The 24,508-nt window shown below is 61.3% G+C and carries 20 protein-coding genes and 4 pseudogenes; 16 read left to right on the top strand and 8 right to left on the bottom strand.

Features of this window, described 5'->3' with window-relative positions:
• Positions 1-2: 2 nt before the first annotated feature.
• Complete coding sequence (locus ABOC21_RS05405; protein ID WP_426812201.1) at positions 3-914, bottom strand: LysR family transcriptional regulator; 912 nt, start codon at positions 912-914, stop codon at positions 3-5.
• 112 nt (positions 915-1,026) lie between these two features.
• Here ABOC21_RS05405 and speB point away from each other — a divergent pair, with 112 nt between their 5' ends.
• The 8 genes and pseudogenes from speB (at position 1,027) to ABOC21_RS05365 (ending at position 8,863) form a co-directional block, all read left to right on the top strand.
• The gene (gene speB, locus ABOC21_RS05400; RefSeq protein WP_426812200.1) at positions 1,027-1,977 is read left to right on the top strand and encodes an agmatinase; all 951 of its coding nucleotides are present in this window, start codon (positions 1,027-1,029) and stop codon (positions 1,975-1,977) included.
• 35 nt (positions 1,978-2,012) lie between these two features.
• Positions 2,013-2,876, top strand: coding sequence for a sugar phosphate isomerase/epimerase family protein (locus ABOC21_RS05395; RefSeq protein WP_426812573.1), 864 nt, complete (start codon positions 2,013-2,015; stop codon positions 2,874-2,876).
• Positions 2,873-3,949 carry an isopenicillin N synthase family dioxygenase gene (locus ABOC21_RS05390; protein ID WP_426812199.1) on the top strand — a complete coding sequence of 359 codons (1,077 nt, stop codon included), beginning with the start codon at positions 2,873-2,875 and terminating at the stop codon, positions 3,947-3,949. Before ABOC21_RS05395 ends, ABOC21_RS05390 begins: the two co-directional genes overlap by 4 nt.
• Before the next feature lie 9 nt (positions 3,950-3,958).
• Entirely contained in the window at positions 3,959-4,762 is an 804-nt protein-coding gene (locus tag ABOC21_RS05385) for an ABC transporter substrate-binding protein (protein WP_426812572.1), read from the top strand.
• 33 nt (positions 4,763-4,795) lie between these two features.
• Positions 4,796-6,316, top strand: coding sequence for an amino acid ABC transporter permease/ATP-binding protein (locus tag ABOC21_RS05380; RefSeq protein WP_426812198.1), 1,521 nt, complete (start codon positions 4,796-4,798; stop codon positions 6,314-6,316).
• A pseudogene (locus ABOC21_RS05375) lies at positions 6,317-7,046 on the top strand (class II aldolase/adducin family protein).
• Between the two features lie 5 nt (positions 7,047-7,051).
• Positions 7,052-7,985 (top strand): annotated as a pseudogene (locus ABOC21_RS05370) (2-hydroxyacid dehydrogenase).
• 83 nt (positions 7,986-8,068) lie between these two features.
• Entirely contained in the window at positions 8,069-8,863 is a 795-nt protein-coding gene (locus ABOC21_RS05365; RefSeq protein ID WP_426812197.1) for an SDR family NAD(P)-dependent oxidoreductase, read from the top strand.
• A gap of 22 nt (positions 8,864-8,885) precedes the next feature.
• Here the strand turns inward: ABOC21_RS05365 and ABOC21_RS05360 are convergent, their stop codons facing one another.
• The 5 genes from ABOC21_RS05360 to ABOC21_RS05340 form a co-directional block, all read right to left on the bottom strand.
• Entirely contained in the window at positions 8,886-9,215 is a 330-nt protein-coding gene (locus ABOC21_RS05360) for a DNA-binding protein (RefSeq protein WP_426812196.1), read from the bottom strand.
• A 50-nt stretch (positions 9,216-9,265) separates the two neighbouring features.
• On the bottom strand, positions 9,266-9,721 hold the full coding sequence (locus tag ABOC21_RS05355; protein ID WP_426812195.1) for a PTS sugar transporter subunit IIA: 456 nt from the start codon (positions 9,719-9,721) through the stop codon (positions 9,266-9,268).
• Positions 9,718-11,082: a PTS galactitol transporter subunit IIC gene (locus tag ABOC21_RS05350; protein ID WP_426812194.1), complete on the bottom strand. Its 1,365-nt coding sequence runs from the start codon at positions 11,080-11,082 to the stop codon at positions 9,718-9,720. Before ABOC21_RS05350 ends, ABOC21_RS05355 begins: the two co-directional genes overlap by 4 nt.
• Positions 11,083-11,085: 3 nt before the next feature.
• The gene (locus ABOC21_RS05345; protein ID WP_426812193.1) at positions 11,086-11,367 is read right to left on the bottom strand and encodes a PTS sugar transporter subunit IIB; all 282 of its coding nucleotides are present in this window, start codon (positions 11,365-11,367) and stop codon (positions 11,086-11,088) included.
• Between the two features lie 153 nt (positions 11,368-11,520).
• On the bottom strand, positions 11,521-12,273 hold the full coding sequence (locus ABOC21_RS05340) for an AraC family transcriptional regulator (RefSeq protein WP_426812192.1): 753 nt from the start codon (positions 12,271-12,273) through the stop codon (positions 11,521-11,523).
• A gap of 214 nt (positions 12,274-12,487) precedes the next feature.
• On the opposite strand from ABOC21_RS05340, the gene ABOC21_RS05335 reads away from it, so the two are divergent.
• From ABOC21_RS05335 to ABOC21_RS05315, 5 genes are read left to right on the top strand one after another with little or no spacing between them, the layout of a single operon-like run.
• Positions 12,488-14,587, top strand: a complete 2,100-nt coding sequence (locus ABOC21_RS05335) for a TonB-dependent siderophore receptor (protein ID WP_426812191.1) — start codon at positions 12,488-12,490, stop codon at positions 14,585-14,587.
• Between the two features lie 2 nt (positions 14,588-14,589).
• A complete protein-coding gene (locus ABOC21_RS05330; RefSeq protein ID WP_426812190.1) occupies positions 14,590-15,447 on the top strand; it encodes an ABC transporter substrate-binding protein in 858 nt (285 codons plus the stop codon).
• Positions 15,440-17,416, top strand: a complete 1,977-nt coding sequence (gene fhuB / locus ABOC21_RS05325) for a Fe(3+)-hydroxamate ABC transporter permease FhuB (protein ID WP_426812189.1) — start codon at positions 15,440-15,442, stop codon at positions 17,414-17,416. Before ABOC21_RS05330 ends, fhuB begins: the two co-directional genes overlap by 8 nt.
• A gap of 40 nt (positions 17,417-17,456) precedes the next feature.
• Positions 17,457-18,554, top strand: coding sequence for a hypothetical protein (locus ABOC21_RS05320; RefSeq protein WP_426812188.1), 1,098 nt, complete (start codon positions 17,457-17,459; stop codon positions 18,552-18,554).
• Entirely contained in the window at positions 18,442-19,065 is a 624-nt protein-coding gene (locus tag ABOC21_RS05315) for a cyclic peptide export ABC transporter (RefSeq protein ID WP_426812571.1), read from the top strand. Before ABOC21_RS05320 ends, ABOC21_RS05315 begins: the two co-directional genes overlap by 113 nt.
• On the opposite strand, the gene ABOC21_RS05310 is transcribed toward ABOC21_RS05315, so the two are convergent.
• On the bottom strand, positions 19,062-20,255 hold the full coding sequence (locus ABOC21_RS05310) for an MFS transporter (protein WP_426812187.1): 1,194 nt from the start codon (positions 20,253-20,255) through the stop codon (positions 19,062-19,064). The two genes, ABOC21_RS05315 and ABOC21_RS05310, sit on opposite strands and share 4 nt — an antisense overlap.
• 108 nt (positions 20,256-20,363) lie before the next feature.
• On the bottom strand, positions 20,364-21,125 hold the full coding sequence (locus ABOC21_RS05305; RefSeq protein WP_426812186.1) for a transporter substrate-binding domain-containing protein: 762 nt from the start codon (positions 21,123-21,125) through the stop codon (positions 20,364-20,366).
• A gap of 313 nt (positions 21,126-21,438) precedes the next feature.
• Between ABOC21_RS05305 and ABOC21_RS05300 the strand changes: the two are divergent.
• The 3 genes and pseudogenes from ABOC21_RS05300 to ABOC21_RS05290 all read left to right on the top strand — a co-directional run bounded on the left by ABOC21_RS05300 (position 21,439) and on the right by ABOC21_RS05290 (position 24,492).
• Positions 21,439-22,310 (top strand): annotated as a pseudogene (locus ABOC21_RS05300) (MurR/RpiR family transcriptional regulator).
• A 37-nt stretch (positions 22,311-22,347) separates the two neighbouring features.
• Positions 22,348-22,933: pseudogene (gene ddpX / locus ABOC21_RS05295) on the top strand (D-alanyl-D-alanine dipeptidase).
• Positions 22,934-22,938: 5 nt separating this feature from the next.
• Positions 22,939-24,492 (top strand): ABC transporter substrate-binding protein, encoded by a 1,554-nt coding sequence (locus ABOC21_RS05290; protein WP_426812570.1) that lies wholly within the window; start codon positions 22,939-22,941, stop codon positions 24,490-24,492.
• The last annotated feature ends 16 nt before the right edge of the window (positions 24,493-24,508 follow it).

Raw genomic sequence — 24,508 nt, 5'->3', positions numbered from 1 at the left:
CCTTAATAGTTCCACTTCGGCCTGGCGACGGTATTCTTCTTGAGTAAATTACGAAACTCTTTCAGATAGGGCTCGTTGCTGCGCCCGCGTTTGCAAATCGCCGAGAACGGCGACTGGAAGCCGAACTCGTTGGGCAGCAGCACCCGCAGCCGGTTCTCCTTGATCCACGGCCAGGCGTAGTGTTCCGGGAGATAGCCGATATATTTCCCCGACAGGATCAGCAGCAGCTGCGCATCGACCGTCTCCACGGTGGCGCTGCCTTTACTGAAGCCGCGCCGCCGCAGATCGCTGGTGTTCCAGTAGCTGCGGGTCACCAGCGGGCACTGGCTGATCTGCTCTTTATCGAGCTGGCGGCTGAAGAACATCGGGTGCAGGTCGCTGCAGTAGAGCCAGTGCTGCTCGCGATAGAGCGGCTCGCTGATGATGTTATGCACCTGGGAATTGTAGCTGCCGATAGCCAGATCGATATGGTTGTTGAGCACGCCGTTCAGCTGCTCCGCCGGGGTACGGATAATCAGTTTGATATGCACGTGGGGAAACTTATCGCTGAAGCTGCGCAGCACCACCGGCAGCGACAGCGCGGTTTCGGTTTCGATCGAGTCGAGCGTCGAGATGCAAATCGTGCCGCTGTGTTCGCCCTTCAGCAGCGCCGACTGGCGTTCCAGCTCGTTGAGCTCGCTTAGCACGCGAATCGCCTGCTGCAAAAACTGCTGCCCTTTCTCGGTCAGCGCAAAACCGCCACGCCCGCGCTGGCACAGGCTAAACCCCAACTGACCTTCCAGTTGAGACATGGCGTTACTGATCGCCGACACCGAAATCCCCAGCTCCTGCTGGGCTCTGCCGTAGCTTTCCAGGCGGGCCACCGCCTCAAAAATCTGCAGCTGGCGAATGTTAAGGCTACCATCGTTGAGCATGATTAGTTCACCGGTAAATGAACTAAGTATTTGCAGCAGACGATTTAAAGTCCAGCACATCTTTCGCACTATCACCTTATCGAGCATTTGTGTGTCAGATTCAGGAGCTGAAATGGATAACGTCTTTCATCAACCGCAGGGCGGCAACGAGATGCCGCGTTTCGGCGGCCGCGCAACGATGATGCGACTGCCTTTTATCGAAGATTTACAGGGGCTTGATGCGGCTTTCGTTGGCATCCCGCTGGATATCGGCACGTCGCAGCGCTCCGGCACCCGCTACGGGCCGCGCTATATCCGCACCGAATCGGTGATGATTCGTCCCTATAACATGGCAACCGGCGCGGCGCCTTTTGAATCGCTATCGGTGGCCGATATCGGTGACGTACCGATAAATACCTACAGCCTGCTCAAATCGGTGCAGATCATCGAGGATTACTACACCGGTTTAAATAGTTTTCCGCTCATCCCGCTGACCCTCGGGGGAGACCACACCATCACCCTGCCGATTCTCCGCGCCCTGACCAAAAAACATGGTCCGGTAGGGCTGATTCATGTAGATGCCCACACCGATACCAACGATGAGATGTTCGGCGAAAAAATCGCCCACGGCACCACCTTCCGCCGCGCCGTCGAAGAGGGGCTGCTGGATCTTAAACGGGTGGTGCAGATTGGCCAGCGCGCCCAGGGTTACGCCGCCGGCGACTTCCAGTGGGGCGTCGACCAGGGCTTTCGTCTGGTGCAGGCGGAGCAGTGCTGGCACCGGTCGCTGGCGCCGCTAATGGCCGAAGTTCGCCAGCAGATGGGCGCAGGCCCGGTCTATCTCAGCTTCGATATCGACAGCCTCGACCCCATCTGGGCGCCCGGTACCGGCACCCCGGAAGTCGGCGGCCTGACCTCGATTCAGGCGCTGGAGATCGTCCGCGGCTGCCGCGGCCTGAACCTGATTGGCTGCGACCTGGTTGAGGTCTCTCCACCTTACGATATCAGCGGCAACACCTCCCAGCTGGCGGCCAACCTGCTGTATGAAATGCTCTGCGTCCTGCCGGGCGTGAAATATCCATAAGGGGATTCAGAATGCAGCCAACCATGCAGCCAGCCATGCAGCTCAAGGTTTTTCGCACCCTGTGGGGCGTGACGACTCCGTGGCAGCAAACCCTCAGCGAGCTAAAAAGCGTCGGCTGCTGCGGCATCGAGGCGCGAGTCCCGCTGAGCGCCGATGAGCGGCAGACGCTGGCCCGGCGTCTGCAGGAGTCCGAACTGGAGTATATCGCCATCGTCTTCAGCGGCGGCGGCGTGATCCCGGCGCAGGCCGAGACGCCGCACCAGCATCTGGAGCGCTTAAAAAGCCGCTTTGCAGAGGCAAAGGCGCTGAATCCGCGCTTTGTCAATCTGCTGGCCGGCAACGACCGCTGGCCGCTGGCGCAGCAGGTGGATTTTCTCGGCCGGGCCCACGAGCTGGCCGCCGCCTGTGAGGTGACCTGCAGCTTTGAAACTCATCGCGCCACCTCGCTGTATAGCCCGTGGCTGACCCTGGAAATTATCCAGCAGCTGCCGCAGCTGCGCTTTACCGCCGATATCAGCCACTGGCTGGTGGTGAGCGAGCGTCTGCTGGATGACCCCTGCGATGATTTCAGCGCCTTTATCGACCGCGTCCACCACGTTCAGGCCCGCGCCGGCTACGACCAGGGGCCGCAGGTGCCGCATCCGGCGGCGCCGGAATATCAGGCCGCGCTGCAGTTCCAGCAGCGCTTCTGGCAGCAGGTCTGGCAGTCGCAGCGCCGGCGCGGGTATCAGCAAACCACGCTGACGCCCGAGTTTGGCCCCGACGGCTATCTGCACCATCTGCCGTTCACCAACGTCCCGGTGGCCGATCTGTGGTCGCTGAATGCATGGATGGCGAAACATGAACAGCAGCGTTTCGCCGAGTTTTTATCGCTAACCAAAAAGGATCTGTCGTCATGAACGTCGCAAAAAGTTCTTTCACTGAGTTACCGACCATCGATATCAGCGATCTGGCCGGCGACAGTCTGGCAAAGCGCCAGGCCGTCGCCGACACCATCGGCAAGGCGGCGCGGGAAGTCGGCTTTTTCTACATCACCGGCCACGGCATTGTCCCTGAGCTGATCGCCGGGATCCGCACGGCGGCCAAACAGCTCTTCGCCCTGCCGATGGATCAAAAGATGCAGTACTACATCGGCCACTCCCGCAGCCACAAAGGCTACGTCCCGGAAGGGGAAGAGATCTACGGCTCCGGTAAACCGGACCATAAAGAAGCGTTTGATATTGGCTTTCAGGCCGCGGATGACCACCCGTTTGTGCTGGCCGGCACGCCGCTGATTGGCGCCAACGAGTGGCCGCAGCTGTCCGAGTTTCAGTCCCGAGTGCTGGCCTACTATGAAGCCGTATTTGCCCTCGGCCATCGCCTGTTTGACGCCTTCGCCCTCGCCCTTGGCCTGCCGGAGGGGTATTTCAAGTCGATGGTGACCTGCCCGCCGTCGAAGCTGCGCCTGATCCACTATCCCTTTGACGCCAGCGCCGAAGACGTTCCCGGTATTGGTGCACACACCGATTACGAATGCTTCACCCTGCTGCTCGCCGACCAGCCTGGCCTTGAGGTGCTGAATGAAGATAGCGCCTGGATCGACGCGCCGCCGGCGAAGAGCGCCGCCGGAGAAGAGGCTTTCGTGATCAATATCGGCGACATGCTGGAAGTGCTAAGCGCTGGCACATTTGTTGCTACAGCCCACCGTGTCCGCAAGGTGCCGCAGGAGCGCTACTCCTTCCCGCTGTTCTTCGCCTGCGATTACCACACCCTGATCCGCCCGCTGCCCAACTTTTTAACCGCCGGGGAGGCCAGCGACTATCAGGAACTGAGCATTGGCGAGCATATGTGGAGCCAGGCGCTGCAGACCTATCGCTACCTGCGCGAGAAGGTCAACAAAGGCGAGCTGCAGCTCCCGGAGCGCGCCCGCGGCACCAACACCTTTGGTCATCTGAAAAAACAAGCCCAGCAAAAAACCGTAACTAACCCGTGAGGATACATGATGAAAAAAACGCTCCATAAGCTCTCGCGCCGTGTGGCTCTGGGCATCGCCGTCGCCGCCTGCTTTTCCCCGCTGACCCAGGCGGCAGAACTGCTGACGGATGGCGTATTTAAAGTCGGGATGGAGGTGACCTATCCGCCGTTTGAATCTTACGACAGCAGTAACAACATCGTCGGCCTCGACCCGGAATTCGCCGCGCTGATTGCCGAGCATCTGAAGGCCAAACCGCAGCTGATCGACACCAAATTCACCAGTCTGATCTTAGGGATTGGTAAGAAATATGACGCGGTGATCTCCGGGATGTACGTCACGCCGGAGCGCCTTAAACAGGCCGATGCCGTGCCTTACGCCCTATCCGGCGCGTCGATTATCGCCCTGAAAAGCAGCGATATTCAGCCGAAAACGGAAGATGACCTCTGCGGCGTCAAGGTCGGCCTGCAGCAGGGCACCAGTTGGGTCTCGAGCCTGAAAAATCACTCCGATGAGTACTGCCTGAAGAACGGGAAGCCGGCGATTAGCATTCAGGAGTTCCCGACCGCGCCGGAAGTCTCCCAGGCCCTGATATCGAAAAACATTAACGCGCAGTTAGAGATCGCTCCGGCGGCGCAAATTCTTGTCGACAAGAGCCGCGGACGGCTGGCGATCAGCTCCACGCGGCTGGTCTATCCCCTGCCGCTGGGGATTTACGTCAGCAAAGGCAATAGCGAACTGGTGGAGGCGATTAAATCGACGTTAGCCACCTTAAAAGCCAACGGCAAATATGACGCCATCATCAAGAAATACAACTTAGAACGCATCGATTAAATACGATCAAGCCAATGCGCAACAGGAGTCGGTATGGAGTTCGATTGGGGATACTTTTTCTCGTTATTTAGCATTGGGGCATTCTGGCAGGCGTGCGTGACCGTCATCGTCGTCAGTGCATTGTCGTGGTTTATTGGCCTGGTATTAGGTTTTCTTTTAGCCTGCGCGAAGCTCTCCGGCCCGCGCTGGCTGAAGGTTCCCGTCGAACTCTATATTTGGTTTTTCCGCAGCGTGCCGCTAATGGTGCTGCTGGTGTTTGTCTATAACCTGCCGCAGCTGTTTCCGGCCACCCAGCCGCTGCTCGGCGTTCCGTTTATTGCCGGCCTGGTCTCGATGACCGTCACCGAGGCGGCCTATATGGCGGAAATCCATCGCGGCGGTTTAATTTCGGTGGCGAAAGGACAAAGCGAAGCCGGCCACGCCTTAAGCTTCAGCTTTATCGGCATTCAGCGCCTGATAATTATCCCGCAGGCGTTTCGCATCTCGCTGCCGACGATGATTAATGAATACATCACCATCATTAAACTCAGCTCGATTTTGTCGGTGATCTCGCTACCTGAACTGCTGCTCACCGGCCAGCGGCTGTACGCGCAGAACTTCCTCGTGATGGAGACGCTACTGGCGGTGGCGGTGTACTACGTGATGGTGGTGACGGTATTTACCTGGCTGTTCCGGGCGCTGGAAAACCGGCTCGATATTCAGCAAAAGCGCCCGCAAACCTTCAACGACGCCGAATGCGAGACCCTGCGCCAGATCCTGAAAGCGCCGCCGCAGGCGGCGAAGGCCGTGCCCGCCAGCGGCAGCCCGCCGGCTCTCGATCTGCGGGCGATCGCAAAGTCCTGGGGCCAGCATCAGGTGCTGAAAGGCATCCACCTGAAGGTCGATAACGGCGAGGTCATCAGCATTATCGGGCCATCCGGGTCGGGCAAAACCACCCTGATCCGCACCATCAACGCCCTGGAAAGCATCGATGGCGGGGAAATTATTCTCTACGGCGAAAATTATCTGAAAGGCGCGGCGATCGTCGATAAGCCGCAGATGCGCGCCGGCGTGCGCCGCATCGGCATGGTTTTCCAGAGCTTCAACCTGTTTCCTCACCGCACGGTGCTCGACAACGTCATGCTCGCCCCGCTGTATCACAAGCTGGCCGATCGCCGCGTGGCAAAAGAGCAGGCCCTCTATCTGCTGGACCGCGTCGGGCTGCTGGCCCACGCCGAAAAGTACCCCTGGCAGCTCTCCGGCGGCCAGCAGCAGCGCGTCGCCATCGCCAGGGCGCTGGCCTTAAAACCGGACATCATGCTGTTTGACGAACCCACCTCGGCGCTGGACCCGGAGCTGGTTGGTGAGGTGCTGAAGGTGATTCAGTCTCTCGCCCGCGAAGGGATGACGATGCTGATCGTGACCCACGAGATGGACTTCGCGCTATCCATCTCCGACCGGGTGGTGATGATGGAAAACGGCGTGGTGGTGAGCGATGTGCCGCCACGGCGCATCCGCGACGGCGCCGGCGATCCGGCACTGACCCGCATCCGTGAATTTATGGGAGTACAATAAATGGCTACTGAACGTGAGCTACGCCAGGATCTGGCCGCCGCCTACCGCCTGGCGGCGCTGTTTGGCTGGGAAGATACGCTCTATACCCACTTTTCCGTGCGCCTGCCGGGCGACGGCGAACCGCGGTTTCTGATTAACCCGTTCGGCATGATGTTCGACGAGGTGACCGCCAGCAATCTGATTGTCGTCGATATGCAGGGCAAGGTGGTGGAGGGCCACGCTCCGGCTAACTCGGCCGGTTTTACCATCCACAGCGCGGTGCATATGGCGCGGGAGGATGCCCACTGCGTGATCCACACCCATACGCTGCCGGGGATGGCGGTCGCCGCCTGTCAGGATGGCCTGCTGCAGCTTAACCAGATCAGCACCGAGTTTTATCAGCGCGTCGGCTATCACCCGTATGAAGGGGTGGCGTTTGATCTCGACGAACGCGAGCGTATTCAGCGCTCGCTCGGGGATAATATCGCCATGATTTTACAGAGCCACGGGCTGCTGTCGGTCGGGCGCAGCGTCGCCGATGCGTTTTGCATCATGTACTACCTCAACCGCGCCTGCGAAATTCAGACTGGCCGCCGCCCAGCTCGCTCCGCTCAGCCCGATTCACCTCATCCCGGCGCACCTGAGCCAGCACGCCTGCGAACAGCTGATGGGCGTGGAGCACGAGCGCCAGCAGGTCTGGCAGGCGTGGCTGCGCCGCCTTAACCGCCTCGACACCTCTTATAAAGACTAACGCCTATGCCGAACCTGACTATCGTTGTCGACTGCAATGACCCAAACTACGCCCGCGAGATTTGCGACGCGCTGCGGCTTTTCCCCGACGTGACGGCGGTCCTGCCCGACCATCCGGCGGCAGGTCGCGCGGAGTATGCCAGCTGCTGGTTTCCCGACCCTCAGTCTGCTGGCCCGCTCGCCGGAGCTAAAGCTTATCCAGGCCGCTTCGGCCGGGGTCGACCACCTTCCCGCAGAGGTGTTCGCCAGCCAGGTTCCGCTATGCCGGGTGGTGGATGAAGATTTTCGTCACGGGATGTTCGAATATGCGCTGTGGGGCGTGCTGTGGTTTCAGCGCCACTTTGACCGCGCGCTGGCGCATCAGCGCGAGCGGGTGTGGCAGGGCTACCCGCAGCGGGCCGCCGGCGATTTTCGCGTCGGGGTGATGGGGCTCGGTGAAATCGGCGGCTACATCGCCGCCCGCCTTGCCGGGCTGGGGTACTGCGTCTCCGGCTGGGCGCGGAGCGAAAAGCGGCTGGCGGGCGTGCGCTGCTACCACGGCGATGCGCAGGCCGCTGGTTTCCTGGGCGAACTGGATGCGCTGATCAACGTGCTGCCGCTCACCGAACAGACCCGCGGCATCCTCGCGCAGCCTCTGCTCGACCAGCTCCCGGCCGGAGCGGTGCTGATCAACTGCGGACGCGGCGAGCATATGGTGAATCACGATGTGCTGCAGGCGCTGGACAGCGGCCGGCTGGCGGGCGCGCTGCTGGACGTCTTCCCCGTCGAACCGCTGCCGGACGCCGATCCGCTGTGGTCGCATCCGCGGGTGGTCATCACTCCGCATATTGCCTCCATCGCCCCGGCGCAGGTGATCGCCCGTCAGCTGCTGGAAAATATTCAGCGTCTGCAGCAGGCGCTGCCGCTGAAAAACCTGGTCAATAAACAGATCGGCTATTAACACCTTGCAACCTCTGTCCCGCCCGGCGCAGGCGTCAGCTGCTACGCTTAACGGTCTGTTGCTCACACAATAAGGCCAAGGTTATGAAGATTGATTTATCGGGGAAAGTCGCGCTGGTCACCGCCTCCACGGCGGGCATTGGTTTTGCTATCGCCAGGGGGCTGGCGGCCAGCGGCGCGGAAGTAGTGATTAACGGGCGCAGCGAGCGCAGCGTTAACGCGGCCATCTCTCGCCTGCAAAACGAAGTGCCCGGCGCCAGAACCCGTCCGGCGGTCGCCGACCTGAGCGACGCCGGGGGCGTGAATCAGCTGCTGCAGGCGCTGGTCGGCATCGATATTCTGGTCAACAACGCCGGCATCTATGGCCCGCAGGATTTCTATGAAACCGATGACGAGACCTGGGAAAACTACTGGCAGACCAACGTGATGTCCGGCGTGCGCTTATCGCGGGCCCTGCTGCCGGCGATGGTGCAAAAAGGCTGGGGCCGGGTGGTGTTTATCTCCTCCGAGTCGGCGCGCAACATTCCGGCGGACATGATCCACTACGGGGTGACCAAAACCGCCCAGCTGTCGCTGGCGCGCGGGCTGGCGAAGTACGTCGCCGGCAGCGGCGTCACCGTCAACAGCGTGCTGCCGGGCCCCACCCTTTCCGACGGCTTTGCCGAAATGATGAAAGAAGAAGTCGCGAGGACCGGGAAACCGCTGGAGCAGCTGGCGAAAGAGTTTGTCATGGCCCATCGCCCCGCGTCGGTGATTCAGCGCGCGGCATCGGTGGAAGAGGTGGCGAATATGGTGGTGTACGTCTGCTCGACCCAAGCCTCGGCGACCTCGGGGGCGGCATTGCGCGTTGACGGCGGCGTGGTGGACGATATCGTCTGATAACGCGACGCCCGGCCGCTGGCTAGCGGTCGGGGGTTTTTGACGGCTCTTTTACGCTGGTCATTTCGTACTTACCCTCAGGATCCATGGCGTTGACCGCTTTTTGCAGCTCCGCCAGCGCAAACTTGAGGGAGGCCACCTCCTCTCGCAGCGCCTGCACTTCTTGTTCCTGAGTAGTGCTAACCCGGCTGGTTTTGGGGAACGCTTCGAAGACGTCCTCTTCGAAAAACATACGAACCTGACGATTATCAACGTTGACCAGCTGGTACTTAAGCCGGCCGCTGTTGATCGCGTTATAGATAGTTTTACGACTCACCATCGCTAACTCTATGACGTCGCTGATTCGTAACATCTTGTCCCTCTTTGCATCCGGCATTACCGTATTGAGCCCATCATTTTATCTTACTTCGTGACGATGCCATCGGTGAACACTTTTGCAATCTCCTCTGGCGTCATTTTCACGATTTCGTTAACGCGATCGCTATCGGCCAGCAGGGCGAACAAGGATTGAATAATTGCCACCTTTTCGCAGGTTTTATCAATTGCCATCATCACCACCAGCTGCGGCACCACCGCCTCCTCCGGCTCGTCGGTGCGCTGGAACTCCACGCCTGCGAGGTTAATGCCGATGGCAAAACCGGTGCGGTTGACGTGCTCAAACTCGGTGTGCGGGATGGCGACGCTGTGGGTCTCCATAAAAATCCCCGTCGGATAGACCTTTTCCCTCTCCAGCACCCCTTCGCTAAAGCTCGGCTTAACCAAACCATCGGCCTGCAGGCTTGCCGCCAGGCGGGTCAGCAGATCCGTCCGGCTGATCGCTTCGGTGAACGTCACCACGCGCTGTGCGCTAAACATCATTTCCCCACCTCCGCGTTTGCTTCAGCTAACTGCTCGTTTTCCTGCGCCAGCTTGCGGCGGTTCCACATCATCAACGCAAGGGTGCACAAGGTTAAAATGCCGACCCCAATCTCTTTTAAGTGGAAGCCCTGAATAATCGCCCACGGCAGCATCGCTCCGGCGTAATCGACGCTGCTGATGCTGGTGGTGCCCTGCGGCAGAGAGAAGCCGGTGCTTACCGCCGTGCTGGTGACGATCGGCGCCAGGTTAGTGCCGATGAGCAGCGCCAGGCTGAGCGTCAGCAGGCCGGTCAGCAGCGTACGGAACATATCGCCGCGGCACACCGCGGTGACCAGCACAAAGGCAAATGGCAGGCCGGTTAACGAGGCGAAGGGCAGGAACTCGTTGCCGGGAATAATCGCCGCCAGCACCAGCATAATGGGGATCATCAGCATCGATACCGACAGCGTCACCGGATGGCCAACGCTGACCGCCGAGTCGAGGCCGATGGCAATTTTACCAAAGGAGCCGGCGCGCGACTGGGCAATTTCCTGAATACGCTCGCTGATCGGATAGACCCCCTCCATCAGCATTTTGGCCATGCGCGGAATAATAGTCATCACCGCCGCCATGGTAATCGCCGTTTGTAAAATAGCCTTCACTTCGATCCCGGCAATAATACCCAGCAGCGCTCCGATAATTGCGCCAAGCGACGCCGGATCGCCGAGAATAGATAGCCTTTTCTGAATCACTTCGGTATCAATTTTAATATCGCGAATCACCGGCATACGATCGACAATCGCATTAACCAGCCATGCCGCCGGAACAAACGAAGCGGAGAAACCGTGCGGCACGGAAATAGACGGCAGGTTCAGGTATTTCTCGACGTCGCCGCTGGTACGGTCGGCAATAACCATAGTGACGATACAGTTAATTGCTGCCGCAAAAATACCCAGCCAGAGGCTATCGGTAATAATCGTGACCAGCGAACCGGTAAACGCGTGGTGCCACAGGTTCCAGATATCGACGTTCAGCACCCGGGTGGTTTTGCTGTACAGCATCAGCACGTTAATCGCCACGCACACCGGAATCACCAGCGCGCCCACGCGGGTTCCCATCGCCACCGCCGCCGCCGCGGGCCAGCCCACGTCCAGCACGGTGAGGTTCAGGCCAAAGCGCTCCACCAGCGCGTGGCTGACCGGCGTCAGGGAGTCGATCATCAGATTAACGGTAATGCTTAAGCCGATAAAACCAATCCCTACCATTAAACCGGCCTTAAGGGCTTTACTCAGCGACAGGCGTAATATCAGTCCGAGGATCATAAATATTAACGGCATCATCACCGAGGCGCCTAAGCCCACGATATAATCAACAATAAACATGGCTTAACCCTCGGCGAGAATTAATTCTTTCACGCTGCTGAAAACTTTATCGGTGCCCATGCCGGTCAACAGCGGCAGAGCGTTAATAACCGGAATGGAAAGCGCAACCGGTGAAGTCGAGACAATAAAATCGATATCATCGCGCGTTTTAGCTTCCGCCACGGTGCCCTGCGAAATACGTACCTTGTCGAGGATGTTTTCTTTTTTCAGGAACTCCTGCAGCTTATTTAACGCAACGGTGCTGGTTGCTACGCCAGCGCCACAACAAATCATCATGTGTTTCATGAGTATTCCTCTCGGTTTTGGTTGAGAGGATTAAATCATGATGACGGATTGAGAATTGTGATCAGTGTGTAATTTTACACACTGAGTACACACAGAACGGAGTAAAATAAATAACGCCTTGATAATGAATAATATTTAGTTAAAGCGCCTCCTTTAACCCTTCACGCCGGCGGCCTGGATATAGCGCTGGGGCGAAACGCCCAGCTTTTTGCGAAACATGGCGATAAACGCGCTGGCGCTGGCGTAGCCCAGCTCGTTTGCCAGGGTGCTCACCGCCACGCCGCGGGCCAGATTACACACCGCCTCCAGCAGGCGAATTTGCTGGCGCCATTCGGAAAAGCTCAGGTGCGTCTCTTCACGAAACAGCCGCGCCAGGGTCCGTTCGCTGGCCCCCACCTTTTGTCCCCACCACGCCAGGGTCGCCGCGTGATCCAGCTCGCGACAGAGCGTGTCGCACACCTGGCGCACCCGGCGATCGCTGGGCAGCGTCACGTGGCACAGGACGCTGGCGGGCAGGCGCGCCAGCTCGTCGCTCAGCAGAGCGTAAACCAGCGCCTGCCGCTCCGCCGTCAGCCCCTCTTCGAAACCGGCGGCGATAAGCGCGTGCAGCAGCGGCGTAGCGGATAGCCCGCGGCAGCGCTCGCCGAAACGTCGCGACGCCGGGGGAGTTAAGTAGAGGTTTTGCGTGACCACGTGGTCAACCGCCTGCAGCCCGTGCGGCAGGCCGCCCGGCAGCCAGATGGCGCGCCCCGGCGACAGCAGCCAGATATGCTGCGGGGTAACAATTTTCGCCACGCCGCGCAGGGCGTAGATCAGCTGCCCCTGTTCATGTTGATGAACCGGCTCTTCGCTGCCCGGGGTATACTTCAGCTGGCGCAGACCTTCAATCGCGTGCTGGGTTGTCATCTTCACCCGCCCTTTGTCTGATTCTCACCATTTGTGCGTACTGCTGCGTTTAGAGACAACTTTTGTCCGAATGGCGACATCCAGGTGACCAGTGGCGCCATTCTGCCACGGACGGTCTTCTCTTTTAAAGGTGAATAATTATCATTTCCATCCAATTCTAATAACAGTCGGAAATGCTATGAGACAGATTGGCAAGCTTTTCAGGGATAAACCGTTGAAAGTACTGGCATGTACGATCATCGCAGGATACAGCGGGCAGGCCTTCACTGCGGATAACGGGCAGGATAGCACAAAAGAACAGACGATGGTGGTCACCGCCGCTCCCGACGTCCAGGGGCAGGATGACGAAAGCAATATCGTCACCCATAGCGCGACGGCAGCCAGCAAATCCAGCCAGCTGATTAGCCGCACCGCGCAAAGTATTGCGGTCGTCACCCAGGCGCAAATTGCCGCCCAGGCGGCGAAAACGATCCCGGAAGCGCTGCGCTACGTCTCCGGCGTCTCGTCGGAAAGCTCCGGGCCGGATACCCGCTTTGACACCATTCTGGTGCGCGGATTTGAAGCCGACGAGTATCTCGACGGCCTGCGCCTGCCGCGCGAAGCCTGGTGGAGCCGACCGGCGTGGGACCCGTTCCTGCTGTCGCGCATTGAGGTTGTCAAAGGTCCGGCCTCGGTGCTCTACGGCCAGGCTAACCCCGGCGGGATCGTCAACATGGTCAGCAAGACCCCGCAGGCCGAACCCGGCGGCGAGGTGTACGTCACCACCGGCAACCACAGCCAGTTTGGTACCGGCTTCGACGCGACCGGGCCGCTGAACGATGATAAAACCCTGCTGGGCCGCGTTGCCGGCACCTTTTTCGATACCGAAACCCAGGTCGATCACACCCGCTATCAGCACTATGACATCGCCCCGTCGTTAACCTGGCAGCCGAGCGATCGCACCAGCCTGACGCTCCTGGCGCAGCTGCGCAAGGACCCGGACAGCGGCTTCTACAACCAGATGCCGGTCTCCGGCACGCTGACGCACAACCCGAACGGCCAGATCTCCTCCAGCTTCTACGGCGGACAGCCCGGCTTCGATAAATACGAGCGCAAGCAGGGCAGCATCGGCTATCAGTTCCGCCACGACTTTAACGATACGGTCACCTTCCGCCAGAACCTGCGCTATATCAGCAGCACCGGCGACTACCTGATGGTCTACCCGTGGGGCGTGCACGCCGACGCGCCGCTGATTGACCGCTACTCGATGAACCTGAAAGAGACGATGGTCAACTTCGCGGTGGATAACCAGGCGGAGTTCCATCTGCAAACCGGCCCGCTGCAGCACACCCTGCTGGCCGGTATTGACCGCATGCACAGCTCGGTGCGCAGCCAGTCCGGCTACGGCGACGCCAGCCCGATCAACTATCGCGATCCGGACTACAGCACCCCGGTGGTAAAACCGCCTTTCGACAGCAGCACCCACTCGACGATGGATCAGACCGGCCTCTATCTGCAGGATCAGCTGGAGTGGAACAGCTGGATCATGAGCCTCGCCGGGCGCTACGACGCGGCGAAAACCAAAAGCACCGACCTGCTCACCGACGCGCGCAGCGAGCGTAACGACTACGCCACCACCGGTCGCGCCGGGCTGCTCTACCACTTCGATAACGGCCTCGCGCCCTACGTCAGCTACTCCACGTCGTTCGTGCCGAGCAGCAGCAGCGATTTCTACGGACGCTCCTTTAAGCCCACCGAAGGTAAGCAGTCGGAGATTGGCCTGAAGTACGATCCGGTCGGCCTCGACGCCCTGTTTACCCTCGCGCTGTTTAACCTGCGCGAAACCAACGTCGCCACTCCGGACCCCGATCACGCCAACTTCAGCGTGCAGACCGGCGAGATCCGCTCCCGGGGGATCGAGCTGGACGGGAAAATCAACATCACCCCGGCCTGGTCGGTGCTGGCATCCTGGGCCTTAACCGATCCGCAGGTCACCAGCGCCAACGACGGCAGCGAAGGCAAGCATCCGGTGGGGATTGCCCGCAACAGCGCTAAGCTGTGGACGCAATATGCGCTCAGCGGCCCGCTGGACGGCTTATCAATCGGCGGCGGCGTGCGCTACGTCGGCAGCAGCTACGCCACCACCGATAACAGTCTGAAGGTCCCGGCCGCCACGGTGTACGATGCGCGAGTGGGCTATCAGTGGCGCGAGTGGGGCGTGGCGCTTAACGCCGCCAACCTGACCAACAAAACCTATCTCGCCTCCTGCCAGGATAACGGCTGCGAATATGCGATGAAGCGCCAGCTGGTGGCCACCGTGAACTACAAGTGGTAACCATGCTTTCACGACGCAGGTTGTTAACCGCCGCTCTGCTGGCCCCCGCGCTGTCGTGGGCCAGCGGTACGCCGGTGCCGCAACGGCTGGCGGTACTCGACTGGGGGCTGGCGGAGACGATCCTCGCCCTCGGCGTGACGCCGGCCGGCGTTTCGGCGCCGGCGTGGTATCGCAAGCTGATCCCCACCCCCGCCCTGCCGCAGACGGTGCAGGACCTGGGGCTGCTGTTTCAGCCGAACCTCGAAACCCTCTACGCGCTGCGTCCAGACCGCATTGTGGTCACTCCCCAGCACATCCTGCTCAAGCCGGCCCTCGAAAAGATTGCCCCGCTCCTGACGCTTCCCGCCCACGGGCTGGGGGCGTTTATCGAATCCACGCGCCGGCTCGGCGCCGCGCTGCAGCGCCAGGCGCAGGCGCAGAGCCTGCTCGCCCGCCTGCATCAGCAAATCGCCCGCGCCCGCGGCTACGCGCAAACCCTGCGCCAGCCGGTGATATTCGCCACTCCGGTCGACGCCCTGCACCTGCAGCTCTATACCGGCGGCAGCCTGCCTGGCGACGTGCTGGCGGCCTGCGGTATGCGCAACGGCTGGTCCGGCGGCGGCGGAGCGGAGGGCAGCGTGCTGATGGAGCTGACCCGCATCGCTTCCCTCGACGCTCGGCTGATCCTGCTGGTGGCCGAAGATCGGCGCGACGCGGTGGCCCGCTGGCGGCAAAGCCCGCTCTGGCAGCGGCTGCCGCTGACCTCGCGCTACCCGATCGGGCTGATTGAGCAGCCCATCAGCGACGCCGGGGCGCTCGTAACCGCCGGGCGTTTTGCCGATATTTTCAGCCAGCTGATGGCGGGGTGGCGCGATGCCTGAACCCTTTTCCCGCCGCCTGTCGTGGGGCGTTATCGCCGCGCTGTGGCTGATTTCCCTGCTGCTGGCGATCAGCGACGTGCTGCATCAGGGCGGATTTCATGCGCTATTCAGCGCGCAAAACGCGCGGCCGCAGGCGATTATCCTGCACGGTATGTGGCTCCCCCGTCAGGGAATGGCCATCGTCAGCGGCGCCATCCTCGGCCTGTGCGGCTGGCTGATGCAGCGCGCGCTGCGCAATCCGCTGGCGGAGCCGATGACCCTCGGCCTGACCTCGGGCGCGACCCTGGCGATGGGGCTGGCGTCGCTGTGGCTGCCGGCGCTGACCGGCGCCCCGCGGCTGGCGGTAATTATCGGCGGCGAGCTGGCGGCGCTGCTGCTGGTGCTGCTGCTGAGCTGGCGCCAGCGCCTCTCCCCGCTGGTGATGATTCAGGCCGGCATGATGATCAACCTGTGGTGCGGCGCGCTGACGATGCTGATCGCTATCGTCAACGACCGCTTTCTGCTGACCGTCCTGATGTGGGGCGGCGGGTCGCTGGCGCAGGAAGATGGTCATCTGCTGCTGGCCCTGCTGCCGTGGCTGGCGCTGTGCATGCTCCTGCTGGCCCTGCTGTTCCGCCCGCTGGAGCTGCTGCAGCTGCCGGAAACGATGGTCAGCGGCCTTGGCGCCTCGCCGCTGCGCATTCGCAGCGCCGCGGTCGCGCTGGCGCTGGCGATGAGCGCGCTGATTATCAATGCCGTCGGGGTGATTGGCTTTCTGGGCCTCGCCGCGCCGCATCTTGCCCGTTTTGGCGGCGCCCGCACGTCGCGCCAGCTGATGCTGCACAGCGCGCTGACCGGCGCCGGCCTGCTGTGGTTTACCGACCTCTGCGTGTCAAAGGTTTCTCTGTTCAACGGCCAGCTGCTGCCGGTGGGGATGCTGACCGCGCTAACCGGCGGACCGCTGCTGATTATGCTGGCGCGCCACGCCCGCCAGCACGGGATTGATACCTCCCCGCCGCCGCTGGTCGCGGCGCGCTCCGCCGGCCGCTGGATCCCGTGGGCGGCGGCCCTGGCGCTGGAGGCGGCAGTCGTGATTTCGCTGTTTCTCGGCCACGGGCTAAGCCACTGGCACTGGGCGACCCGCGGCGAGCTGGCGCAGCTGCTGCCGCTGCGGATCCCCAGGCTGCTGGCGGCCATCAGCGCCGGCGCCCTGCTGGCCGCCGCGGGAGTCCTGATGCAGCGGGTCAGCGGCAACCCGCTGGCCAGCCCGGAAGTGCTGGGCATCGGCGGCGGAGCGGCGATGGGGGTGACGGCCTATATTCTGCTGTTCCCCACCCAGGGCAGCGCTTTTTTGCTGCTCAGCAGCCTCGCCGGGGCGCTCATCAGCCTGCTGCTGACGATGTGGAACAGCCGCCGCAGCGCCTTTAATCCACAGCGGGTGCTGCTCAACGGCCTGGCGCTGAACGCCCTTTGTCAGGCGGCGGTGAGCATCGTGATGCTCAATAACCTTGCCGCCAGCGCGGTGCTGCTGCCGCTGATGACCGGCAGCACCTATTACATCAGCGCCCCGCTGGCGCAGGTGCTGTTTATCGCCACCCTGCTCCTGCTGGCGCTGGCGCCGCTGTTTCGCCGCTGGCTGGTGCTGCTGCCGCTGGGCGGCGTCGCCGGTTCGCTGGGCGTTTCCCTGCCCCGCGCCCGGCTGGGCGTGCTGGCGCTGGCGGCGGTCATGACCGGGCTGGCGACCCTGCTGGTGGGCCCGGTGTCGTTTATTGGCCTGCTGGGGCCGCATCTGGCGCTCCGGCTCGGGGTCAAGGGGCCGCTGGCGCAGCTGTACGCCGCGGCGCTGCTGTCGGCGGTCATTATGACGGTCGCCGACTGGCTGGGGCGCAACGCGCTCTATCCGCGCCAGCTGCCGGTTGGGCTGGTGGCATCGCTTATCGGCGTTCCGCTACTGGTCTGGCCGCTGATCCGCCCCAGAGCCCATCGTTAATTCGCATAACGCGTTGTGAGCAATGAATAAGGAATTTCGCATGTCGGTGTTGTTGATTTTGTTTCGAATGGTCGGCGGCTGGCTGCTGCTGGCGGTGGTCGCCGGGCTGATTAGCGGCTTTAGCAACGCTTCGCTGCTGGCGATGATTAACCACAGCCTGACGCTGCCGCAAACCGACCGCTGGCTCGGGCCCGGCGTCCAGTTTGCGCTGCTGGCGCTGCTGATGCTGGCAACCCGCGTGATCTCGCAGACCACCTTTATGTATCTCGGCCAGAGGGTGAAGGCCCGCCTGCGCGGCGAGCTGACCCGCCAGGTCAGCGAAACCCGCTGGCTGCAGCTGGAGAAGTCCGGGATGAGCAAAACCATCTCGGTGCTCACCCAGGACCTCGACACCCTGGTGGTGTTTTTCGTCAGCCTGCCCAACCTGTTCATCTACGGCGCGGTGATCGCCGGCTGCCTGATTTATCTCGCCACCCTCTCCGTCAGCGTCCTCGGGCTGGCGCTGGCGGCGATCGCCCTCGGCAGCCTCGGCTATCGCGCCGCGCACGGCCGGGCGATGGGGCTGCTGCGCCAGTCGCGGCAGCGGGAAGATACCCTGATTCAGCAGTGCAAAAAGCTGTTCGACGGCGGACGCGAATATCGGCTGAACGCCGACCGCCGCCGTCGGTTTGTCGCCGGCGAGCTGGCCGATAATATCGAGGCCGTGCGCCGGCAGCGTACCCGCGGCTACGTGCTGTACGGGCTCGCCACCAGCTGGGGCAGCATTCTGTTCTTCGCCTTTATCGGCCTGGTGCTGTTCGGTCTGCGCGATCTGCTAATGCTGGAGCCGGCGACCATCACCGGCTACGTGATGATATTTCTGTATATGATTGTGCCGGTGGAAGGGGTGCTGTCGTCGCTGCCGACCCTCGCCAGCGCCAGGGTCGCGCTGCAGCGGGTGCAGCAGACTGCGCGACGATCTGCCGCCGGAGCAGCCGCAGCGCCCTCTGCCTGCGGAACCCTTTCGTTGCCTGGCGCTGGAAGAGATCCGCTATCGGTATCAGGGCGAAGATGGGGAGCGCTTCACCCTAGGCCCGCTCGATATGCGCTTCTCCCCGGGCGAACTGGTGTTTATCGTCGGCGGCAACGGCAGCGGTAAAACCACCCTCGCCAACCTGCTGGTGGGACTCTATCCGCCGGATAGCGGCGCGATCGTGCTTAACGGCCGCGCCGTTGCCGACGACCAGCAGGAGGGCTATCGCCAGCTATTTTCGGCGGTATTTAACGACTTTTTCCTTTTCGACGACGTGGCGTTTGTCCACGAGCGCACGGCGGAGCAGGTTAACCATCTGCTGCAGCTCCTGAAGCTGCAGCACAAGGTCCGCTTTGCCGAGGGACGTTTCTCAACCACCGCCCTGTCGCAGGGGCAGCGCAAACGGCTGGCGCTGCTGCAGGCGTGGCTTGAGGAGCGCCCGCTGTACCTGTTCGACGAGTGGGCGGCCGATCAGGACCCGGAGTTTAAGGCGGTGTTTTATCTGGAACTCCTGCCGATGCTGAAGGCCGAGGGCAAAACCATCATCGCCATCACCCATGACGATCGCTACTTCCACCTCGCGGACCGCATCATCAAGCTGGAGTCGGGGCGCATCGTCCAGGCCGCCCCGCTTTAGCGCTGGCGCCTGGCGCGCGCGCCGCACAGCAGCGCCGCCAGCGCCGCCATCACCGGAACCAGCGAGCCCCAGAGTACGGCGTTCCAGCCGAAGAGATTCATCAGCGCGCCGGAGGCGAAGGCCCCCACCATCATCACGCCGAAGACGATAAAGTCGTTCAGCGACTGCACCTGGGTTTTCTCTTCCGGACGGTGGAAATCCATAATCTGCGTCGAGGCGCCGGTGAAGCCGAAGTTCCAGCCGATGCCCAGCAGGATAAGCGATACCCAGTAGTGCATCACCTCGGTGCCGGCCAGCCCAACCAGCACCGACAGCGCGAGAAGAGCCAGCCCCGCCTCATTAATTCGCCCGGCGCCGAAGCGGGCGATTAGCCTGCCGGTAAAAAAGCCGGGACCGTACATCGCCACCACGTGCCACTGAATGCCGAGGTTCGACGCCTGCTGGGAAATCCCGTGCAGGTGCATGGAGAGCGGCGCGGCGGTCATCAGGAAGTTCATCACCATGTAGGCCACCGCCCCGCTGAATACCGTGCGGGCAAAACCCGGCTGGCGCACGATCTCCCCGAGCGGACGGCCGCCGCTCCGCGCCTGAGCCACCGGCTCCACGGACTTGACCCCCAGCAGCACCAGCGCCGAAACCGCCGCCACCGCGCCCTGGGCAATGAAGGTCATGGCGAAGGTATGCGCCGGCCACAGGTTCATCGTGCCGGTCACCAGCATCGGGCCGATCACCCCGGCGGCCACGCCGCCGCCCATGACCAGCGACAGCGCCCGGGCGCGGCGCTCGGCGCCGACGCCATCGGTGGCGGCAAAGCGAAACGACACCGCCACCGCCGCGTAGGCGCCGCCCAAAAATGCCGCCACGCAGAAGAGCCAGAATGCGCCGAGCACCACCGCCAGCGCCGCCAGCAGGCCGGTCAGAACCCCGGCGCCGGTGCCCAGCATAAACACCGCTTTGCGCCCGCGCTTTCTGGCAAGAAAGCCAAAGGGTAAAATACAGGCCGCCATCCCGAGGACAAAAATGGCGATCGGCAGCGTGGCAAGGGTGCTATCGGGGGCAATGGCGTTGCCGACAATCGCTCCGGTGGCGTAAAAGACCACCGAGTTGGCCCCCGCCAGCGCCTGGGCGGTAGCCAGACGGATAATATTGTTGTTCTGTTGCCTGACCGGCAGGGTTATTTCAGCATTCATCAATTATCGTTATCCGGTTTATCCCGGCCGCTGTCCGATGCGGCCGCAGGGCGCCTGCGCGGCGGGTAAAACAGCCACTTTACCCGGCCACGAGACAATCGCCAGCGCCTATTCGTGAATTTTCCACTTCTGCTTAAGCACGTTTTTATCCTGGCTATCCAGCCAGCGGTTGACCTTCTCCAGCAGCGGCTGATTATCCTTTTTCATCATGTAGACCTTAAAGCTGGCGGTTCCCGGGAAGGGCCGTTCGTTGGCGACGCAAAAGACGCCGGGCTCTTTATTCTGGTAATAGATGCCCTCAATCAGGTCGGTCACCATCATATCGGCGGTTTTCTGCCGCAGGGCTTCGAGGTTATCAACGTTGTTTTTCACCCGGATAATCTGCGCATGTTTAATATGCGCATCAACGTAGCTTTGATTGGTACCGCCGGGATTGACGATCACCTTCACGTTCGGCCGATCGATTTTTTCGAGGCTCCCCAGCGCCGGCGCGGCCATGCAGCTGGCGAGGGCAATTTTGCCGTTGGCGACCACCGGATGGCTGAGGGCGAAATCTTTGGCCCGCTCCGGCGTTTCGGTGACGCCGCCCATGGCGATATCAAACTTATCGGCCTGCAGATCGCCCGACAGCGTCGGCCAGCTGGTCGGCACGAACGCCACCTTCAGGCCCAGCTTCTCGCCAAGATCTTTCGCCATGTCAACGTCATAGCCGAGCAGCTCCCCCGCACCGTTATGAAACGCCAGCGGGGCGTAATCTCCCGGCACGCCGACCCTCAGCTCGCCGCTTTGCTGAATTGTTTGCATATCACGTGCCAGGCTGCTGCAGGCCACGCTCGCCAGCGCCAGAGCAATACAAACCTTAACCTTCATACCATCATCCTTATTAATTAGTCAGTTATGTTAATTCTGCGCGTCCGATGCCCGCCGGTATTTTTTTCGTTAACGGGCATTAATGATAATTTTGTTAACCATATGTTTTCTTTTTGTGATGCACAACCAGGAAATGTTGCACCTTCTTTGTGCATATTTTGCTGAAAATCTACGCTCATAGTTCGCCTGCCTCCACTCTTTTCCCCGTCATACCGCAAACGACGGTGTTCCGTAATAGATGGCATGCATTGTGCTTTGTTATCTGAGTAACAGCGTAATGACTTATGAGAATCAAATATCACCGGGGGTGAGGATGAACGATAGTAGCGATCGGCTGTTTCGCACCATTGAGGCCACCTTTAGCCAGCTGACGCCTAGCGAGAAGCGCATCGGCAGCTGGCTGCTGAGCCATCGCCAGCATATCCCCTTTGAGACCGCGGACAGCATTGCCCAGGCGACCGGCACCAGCGGGATCACCGTCGGCCGCTATCTGCGCAAGCTGGGCTACCGCAACCTCGACGATGTTAAAAACAGACTGAAGGATCGCGCGCCGGTGCCCTATAAGCACTGGGGGGTCATCGATCGCCTCGACTCCTGGGCACAACAGCAGGCGCAGCCCGACCGCGCCAGCCTGTCGCTGCAGATGGAGCTTGACGCTATCCGCTACGTCTATCAGCTGGCGCAGGAGGAGACCTTTGCCCGCATCAGCGAGCGGATTGCCCGGGCCGACGCGGTGATTGTGATCGGCATTCAGTCCACGCGCGGTCTTGCCAACACCTTTTTTAGCCATCTTGAATATCTACGCCCGCGGGTGACCTACGCCGACGGCAGCTCCGGCACTGGCTGGAGGCGCTGAACTCCGAATATGCACATCCCTACGTGGTGATCACCGATACCCGCGCCTACTCCAGCACCGCCCGCCAGTTCTGCCGGGTGGCCGCCGACCGACGCATTGCCACCGCGCTGGTGACCGACATCTGGTGCCCGTGGGCCCGCGACTATCCGCTCGATCTGCTGCAGGTCAAGACCGATACCGGCCACTTTTGGGATTCGCTCGCGCCGATCGGCTGTCTTTTCAACCTGCTGCTCTCGGCGGTGGTCGAGCGGCTCGGCCCGTCGCTGTCGCAGCGGCTGGCTGAGAACCGCGCGCTGCAGCAGGAATTTGGTCAATTTGAACGTGAATAAGCGCCTGCTCGCCAGGCTCCAGGACAGGAAATAACCGATGAATCAGCAAGTCACTCTGGTCGATATCCGCGCGCGGTTTCCGGCGCTGGCTATCGATCTCAAGTACGCCAGCGCCGATAACATTACCGGCCAGCCCATCTATGCCGAAGCCCGCTGCCTGCTGCACCCGGACGCGGCGGAGGCGCTGGAGAGATCCCTGCGCATCGCCCGTCTGGCGGGCCTGAATCTGCAGGTTCTCGATGCCTATCGTCCGCAGCAGGCTCAGCAGACTGCTGTGGAACGCCTGTCCGAACCAGGACTACGTGGTGCCGATTGCGCTGGGTTCGAACCACAGCCGCGGTACCGCTATTGATGTGACGTTAATCGACGAAAACGGCCAGCCGCTGGATATGGGCACCGCCTTCGATGAGATGGACGATCTCTCCCACCCTTATCACCCGGCGGTTCCCGCCGCCGCTCAGCGTCATCGCCTGCTGCTGAACGCCGTGATGTTTGGCGGCGGCTTTAAGGGTATTTCCACGGAATGGTGGCACTTCGAACTACCGGATGCGGCCGGTTATCCGCTCCTTGATGATGTTTTTGCCTGCCTGGCTCCCGCTAAGACTGACGGAGTAATTCCATGAAAAAGATGCGTACCTCCTTAACCGGTTTTCGTCCGCTGCTGCTGGCCGTGGCGCTGGCCGCCGCCGTCGCGCCGGCCTATGCCGCGGTCCCCAAAGATATGCTGGTCATCGGCAAAGCCGCCGATCCGCAGACCCTTGATCCGGCCGTAACCATCGATAACAACGACTGGACGGTCACCTACCCGGCCTATCAGCGGCTGGTGAAATATAAAACCGATGACGGTAAAGGTTCAACGGACGTCGAGGGCGAGCTGGCGGAGAGCTGGCAGGTCTCCGATGACGGTAAAACCTGGACCTTTACGCTGCACAAAAGCATGCAGTTTGATGACGGCTCGCCGGTCACCGCTGAGGCGGTCAAGCTCTCGTTCGAGCGCCTGATGCGCATTAAGCAGGGTCCTTCGGAAGCCTTCCCGAGCGGGCTGAAAATTGAAGCCGTCGATCCCACCACCGTCCGCTTCACCCTGCCGGAGCCTTTCGCTCCGTTCCTGCATACCCTCGCCAACGACGGCGCGTCGATCGTTAACCCGGCGGTGCTGAAGGCTAACGCCGCCGACGACGCCCGCGGCTGGCTGGCGGAGCATACCGCCGGCTCCGGCGCTTATATGCTGCAGCGCTGGCAGAAAGGCCAGCAGCTGGTGCTGGTGCCCAACCCGCACTACAGCGGCATTAAGCCGGTCTTTAAGCGGGTGACGGTGAAGATTATCGGCGAAAGCTCCGCCCGCCGCCTGCAGCTAACCAAGGGCGATCTGGATATTGCCGATGCCCTGCCGGTAGACCAGTTCGCGGCGCTGAAAAAAGAGGATAAGGTCGCGGTGTATGACTATCCGGCGCTGCGCGTCACCTATCTGTACCTTAACAACGGCAAGGCGCCGATGAATCAGGTCGATCTCCGCCGCGCCGTCTCCTGGGCCACCGACTATCAAGGGATGGTCAGCGGGATCCTCGGCGGCAACGGCAAGCAGATGCGCGGCCCGATCCCGGACGGCATGTGGGGCTATGACGCCGGCGCTATGCAGTACTCCCTCGATATGGATAAGGCCAAAGCCGCGCTGGAGAAAGTGGCGGATAAGCCGAAAACCCTGTCGTTCCTCTACTCCGATAATGACCCGAACTGGGAGCCTATCGCCCTCTCCACCCAGGCGAATCTGCAGGCGCTGGGTATCCAGGTGAAGCTCGAAAAGCTGGCTAACGCCACCATGCGCGAGCGGATTGGCAAAGGGGATTACGACATCGCCATCGGCAACTGGAGCCCGGATTTCGCCGACCCCTATATGTTCATGAACTACTGGTTTGAGTCGGATAAGAAAGGGCTGCCGGGCAACCGTTCATTCTACGAGAACCCGCAGGTTGACGCCCTGCTCAAGAAGGCGGTCTCCACCGCCGATCAGGCGCAGCGAACCGCGGATTATCAGGCGGCGCAGAAAACGGTGATCGATGAGGCCGCCTACGTCTATCTGTTCCAGAAAAACTATCAGGTGGCGATGAACAAAGAGGTCAAAGGCTTCGTCTTTAACCCGATGCTCGAACAGATTTTCAATATTGCCGAGATGCACAAATAGCGGGCCGCACCTTAAC

It is taken from the genome of Klebsiella sp. WOUb02 (assembly GCF_050058015.1).
Classification (GTDB): Bacteria; Pseudomonadota; Gammaproteobacteria; order Enterobacterales; family Enterobacteriaceae; genus Klebsiella.
The sequence above is the reverse complement of the archived record's forward strand: the minus strand, read 5'-3'. Positions and strand labels throughout refer to the sequence as shown.

Coding starts and splice junctions, on each gene's coding strand:
- ABOC21_RS05405 (WP_426812201.1), bottom strand. CDS start 914: ATGCTCAACGATGGTAGCCTTAACATTCGCCAGCTGCAGATTTTTGAG.
- speB (WP_426812200.1), top strand. CDS start 1,027: ATGGATAACGTCTTTCATCAACCGCAGGGCGGCAACGAGATGCCGCGT.
- ABOC21_RS05395 (WP_426812573.1), top strand. CDS start 2,013: ATGCAGCTCAAGGTTTTTCGCACCCTGTGGGGCGTGACGACTCCGTGG.
- ABOC21_RS05390 (WP_426812199.1), top strand. CDS start 2,873: ATGAACGTCGCAAAAAGTTCTTTCACTGAGTTACCGACCATCGATATC.
- ABOC21_RS05385 (WP_426812572.1), top strand. CDS start 3,959: ATGAAAAAAACGCTCCATAAGCTCTCGCGCCGTGTGGCTCTGGGCATC.
- ABOC21_RS05380 (WP_426812198.1), top strand. CDS start 4,796: ATGGAGTTCGATTGGGGATACTTTTTCTCGTTATTTAGCATTGGGGCA.
- ABOC21_RS05365 (WP_426812197.1), top strand. CDS start 8,069: ATGAAGATTGATTTATCGGGGAAAGTCGCGCTGGTCACCGCCTCCACG.
- ABOC21_RS05360 (WP_426812196.1), bottom strand. CDS start 9,215: ATGTTACGAATCAGCGACGTCATAGAGTTAGCGATGGTGAGTCGTAAA.
- ABOC21_RS05355 (WP_426812195.1), bottom strand. CDS start 9,721: ATGATGTTTAGCGCACAGCGCGTGGTGACGTTCACCGAAGCGATCAGC.
- ABOC21_RS05350 (WP_426812194.1), bottom strand. CDS start 11,082: ATGTTTATTGTTGATTATATCGTGGGCTTAGGCGCCTCGGTGATGATG.
- ABOC21_RS05345 (WP_426812193.1), bottom strand. CDS start 11,367: ATGAAACACATGATGATTTGTTGTGGCGCTGGCGTAGCAACCAGCACC.
- ABOC21_RS05340 (WP_426812192.1), bottom strand. CDS start 12,273: ATGACAACCCAGCACGCGATTGAAGGTCTGCGCCAGCTGAAGTATACC.
- ABOC21_RS05330 (WP_426812190.1), top strand. CDS start 14,590: ATGCTTTCACGACGCAGGTTGTTAACCGCCGCTCTGCTGGCCCCCGCG.
- fhuB (WP_426812189.1), top strand. CDS start 15,440: ATGCCTGAACCCTTTTCCCGCCGCCTGTCGTGGGGCGTTATCGCCGCG.
- ABOC21_RS05320 (WP_426812188.1), top strand. CDS start 17,457: ATGTCGGTGTTGTTGATTTTGTTTCGAATGGTCGGCGGCTGGCTGCTG.
- ABOC21_RS05310 (WP_426812187.1), bottom strand. CDS start 20,255: ATGAATGCTGAAATAACCCTGCCGGTCAGGCAACAGAACAACAATATT.
- ABOC21_RS05305 (WP_426812186.1), bottom strand. CDS start 21,125: ATGAAGGTTAAGGTTTGTATTGCTCTGGCGCTGGCGAGCGTGGCCTGC.
- ABOC21_RS05290 (WP_426812570.1), top strand. CDS start 22,939: ATGCGTACCTCCTTAACCGGTTTTCGTCCGCTGCTGCTGGCCGTGGCG.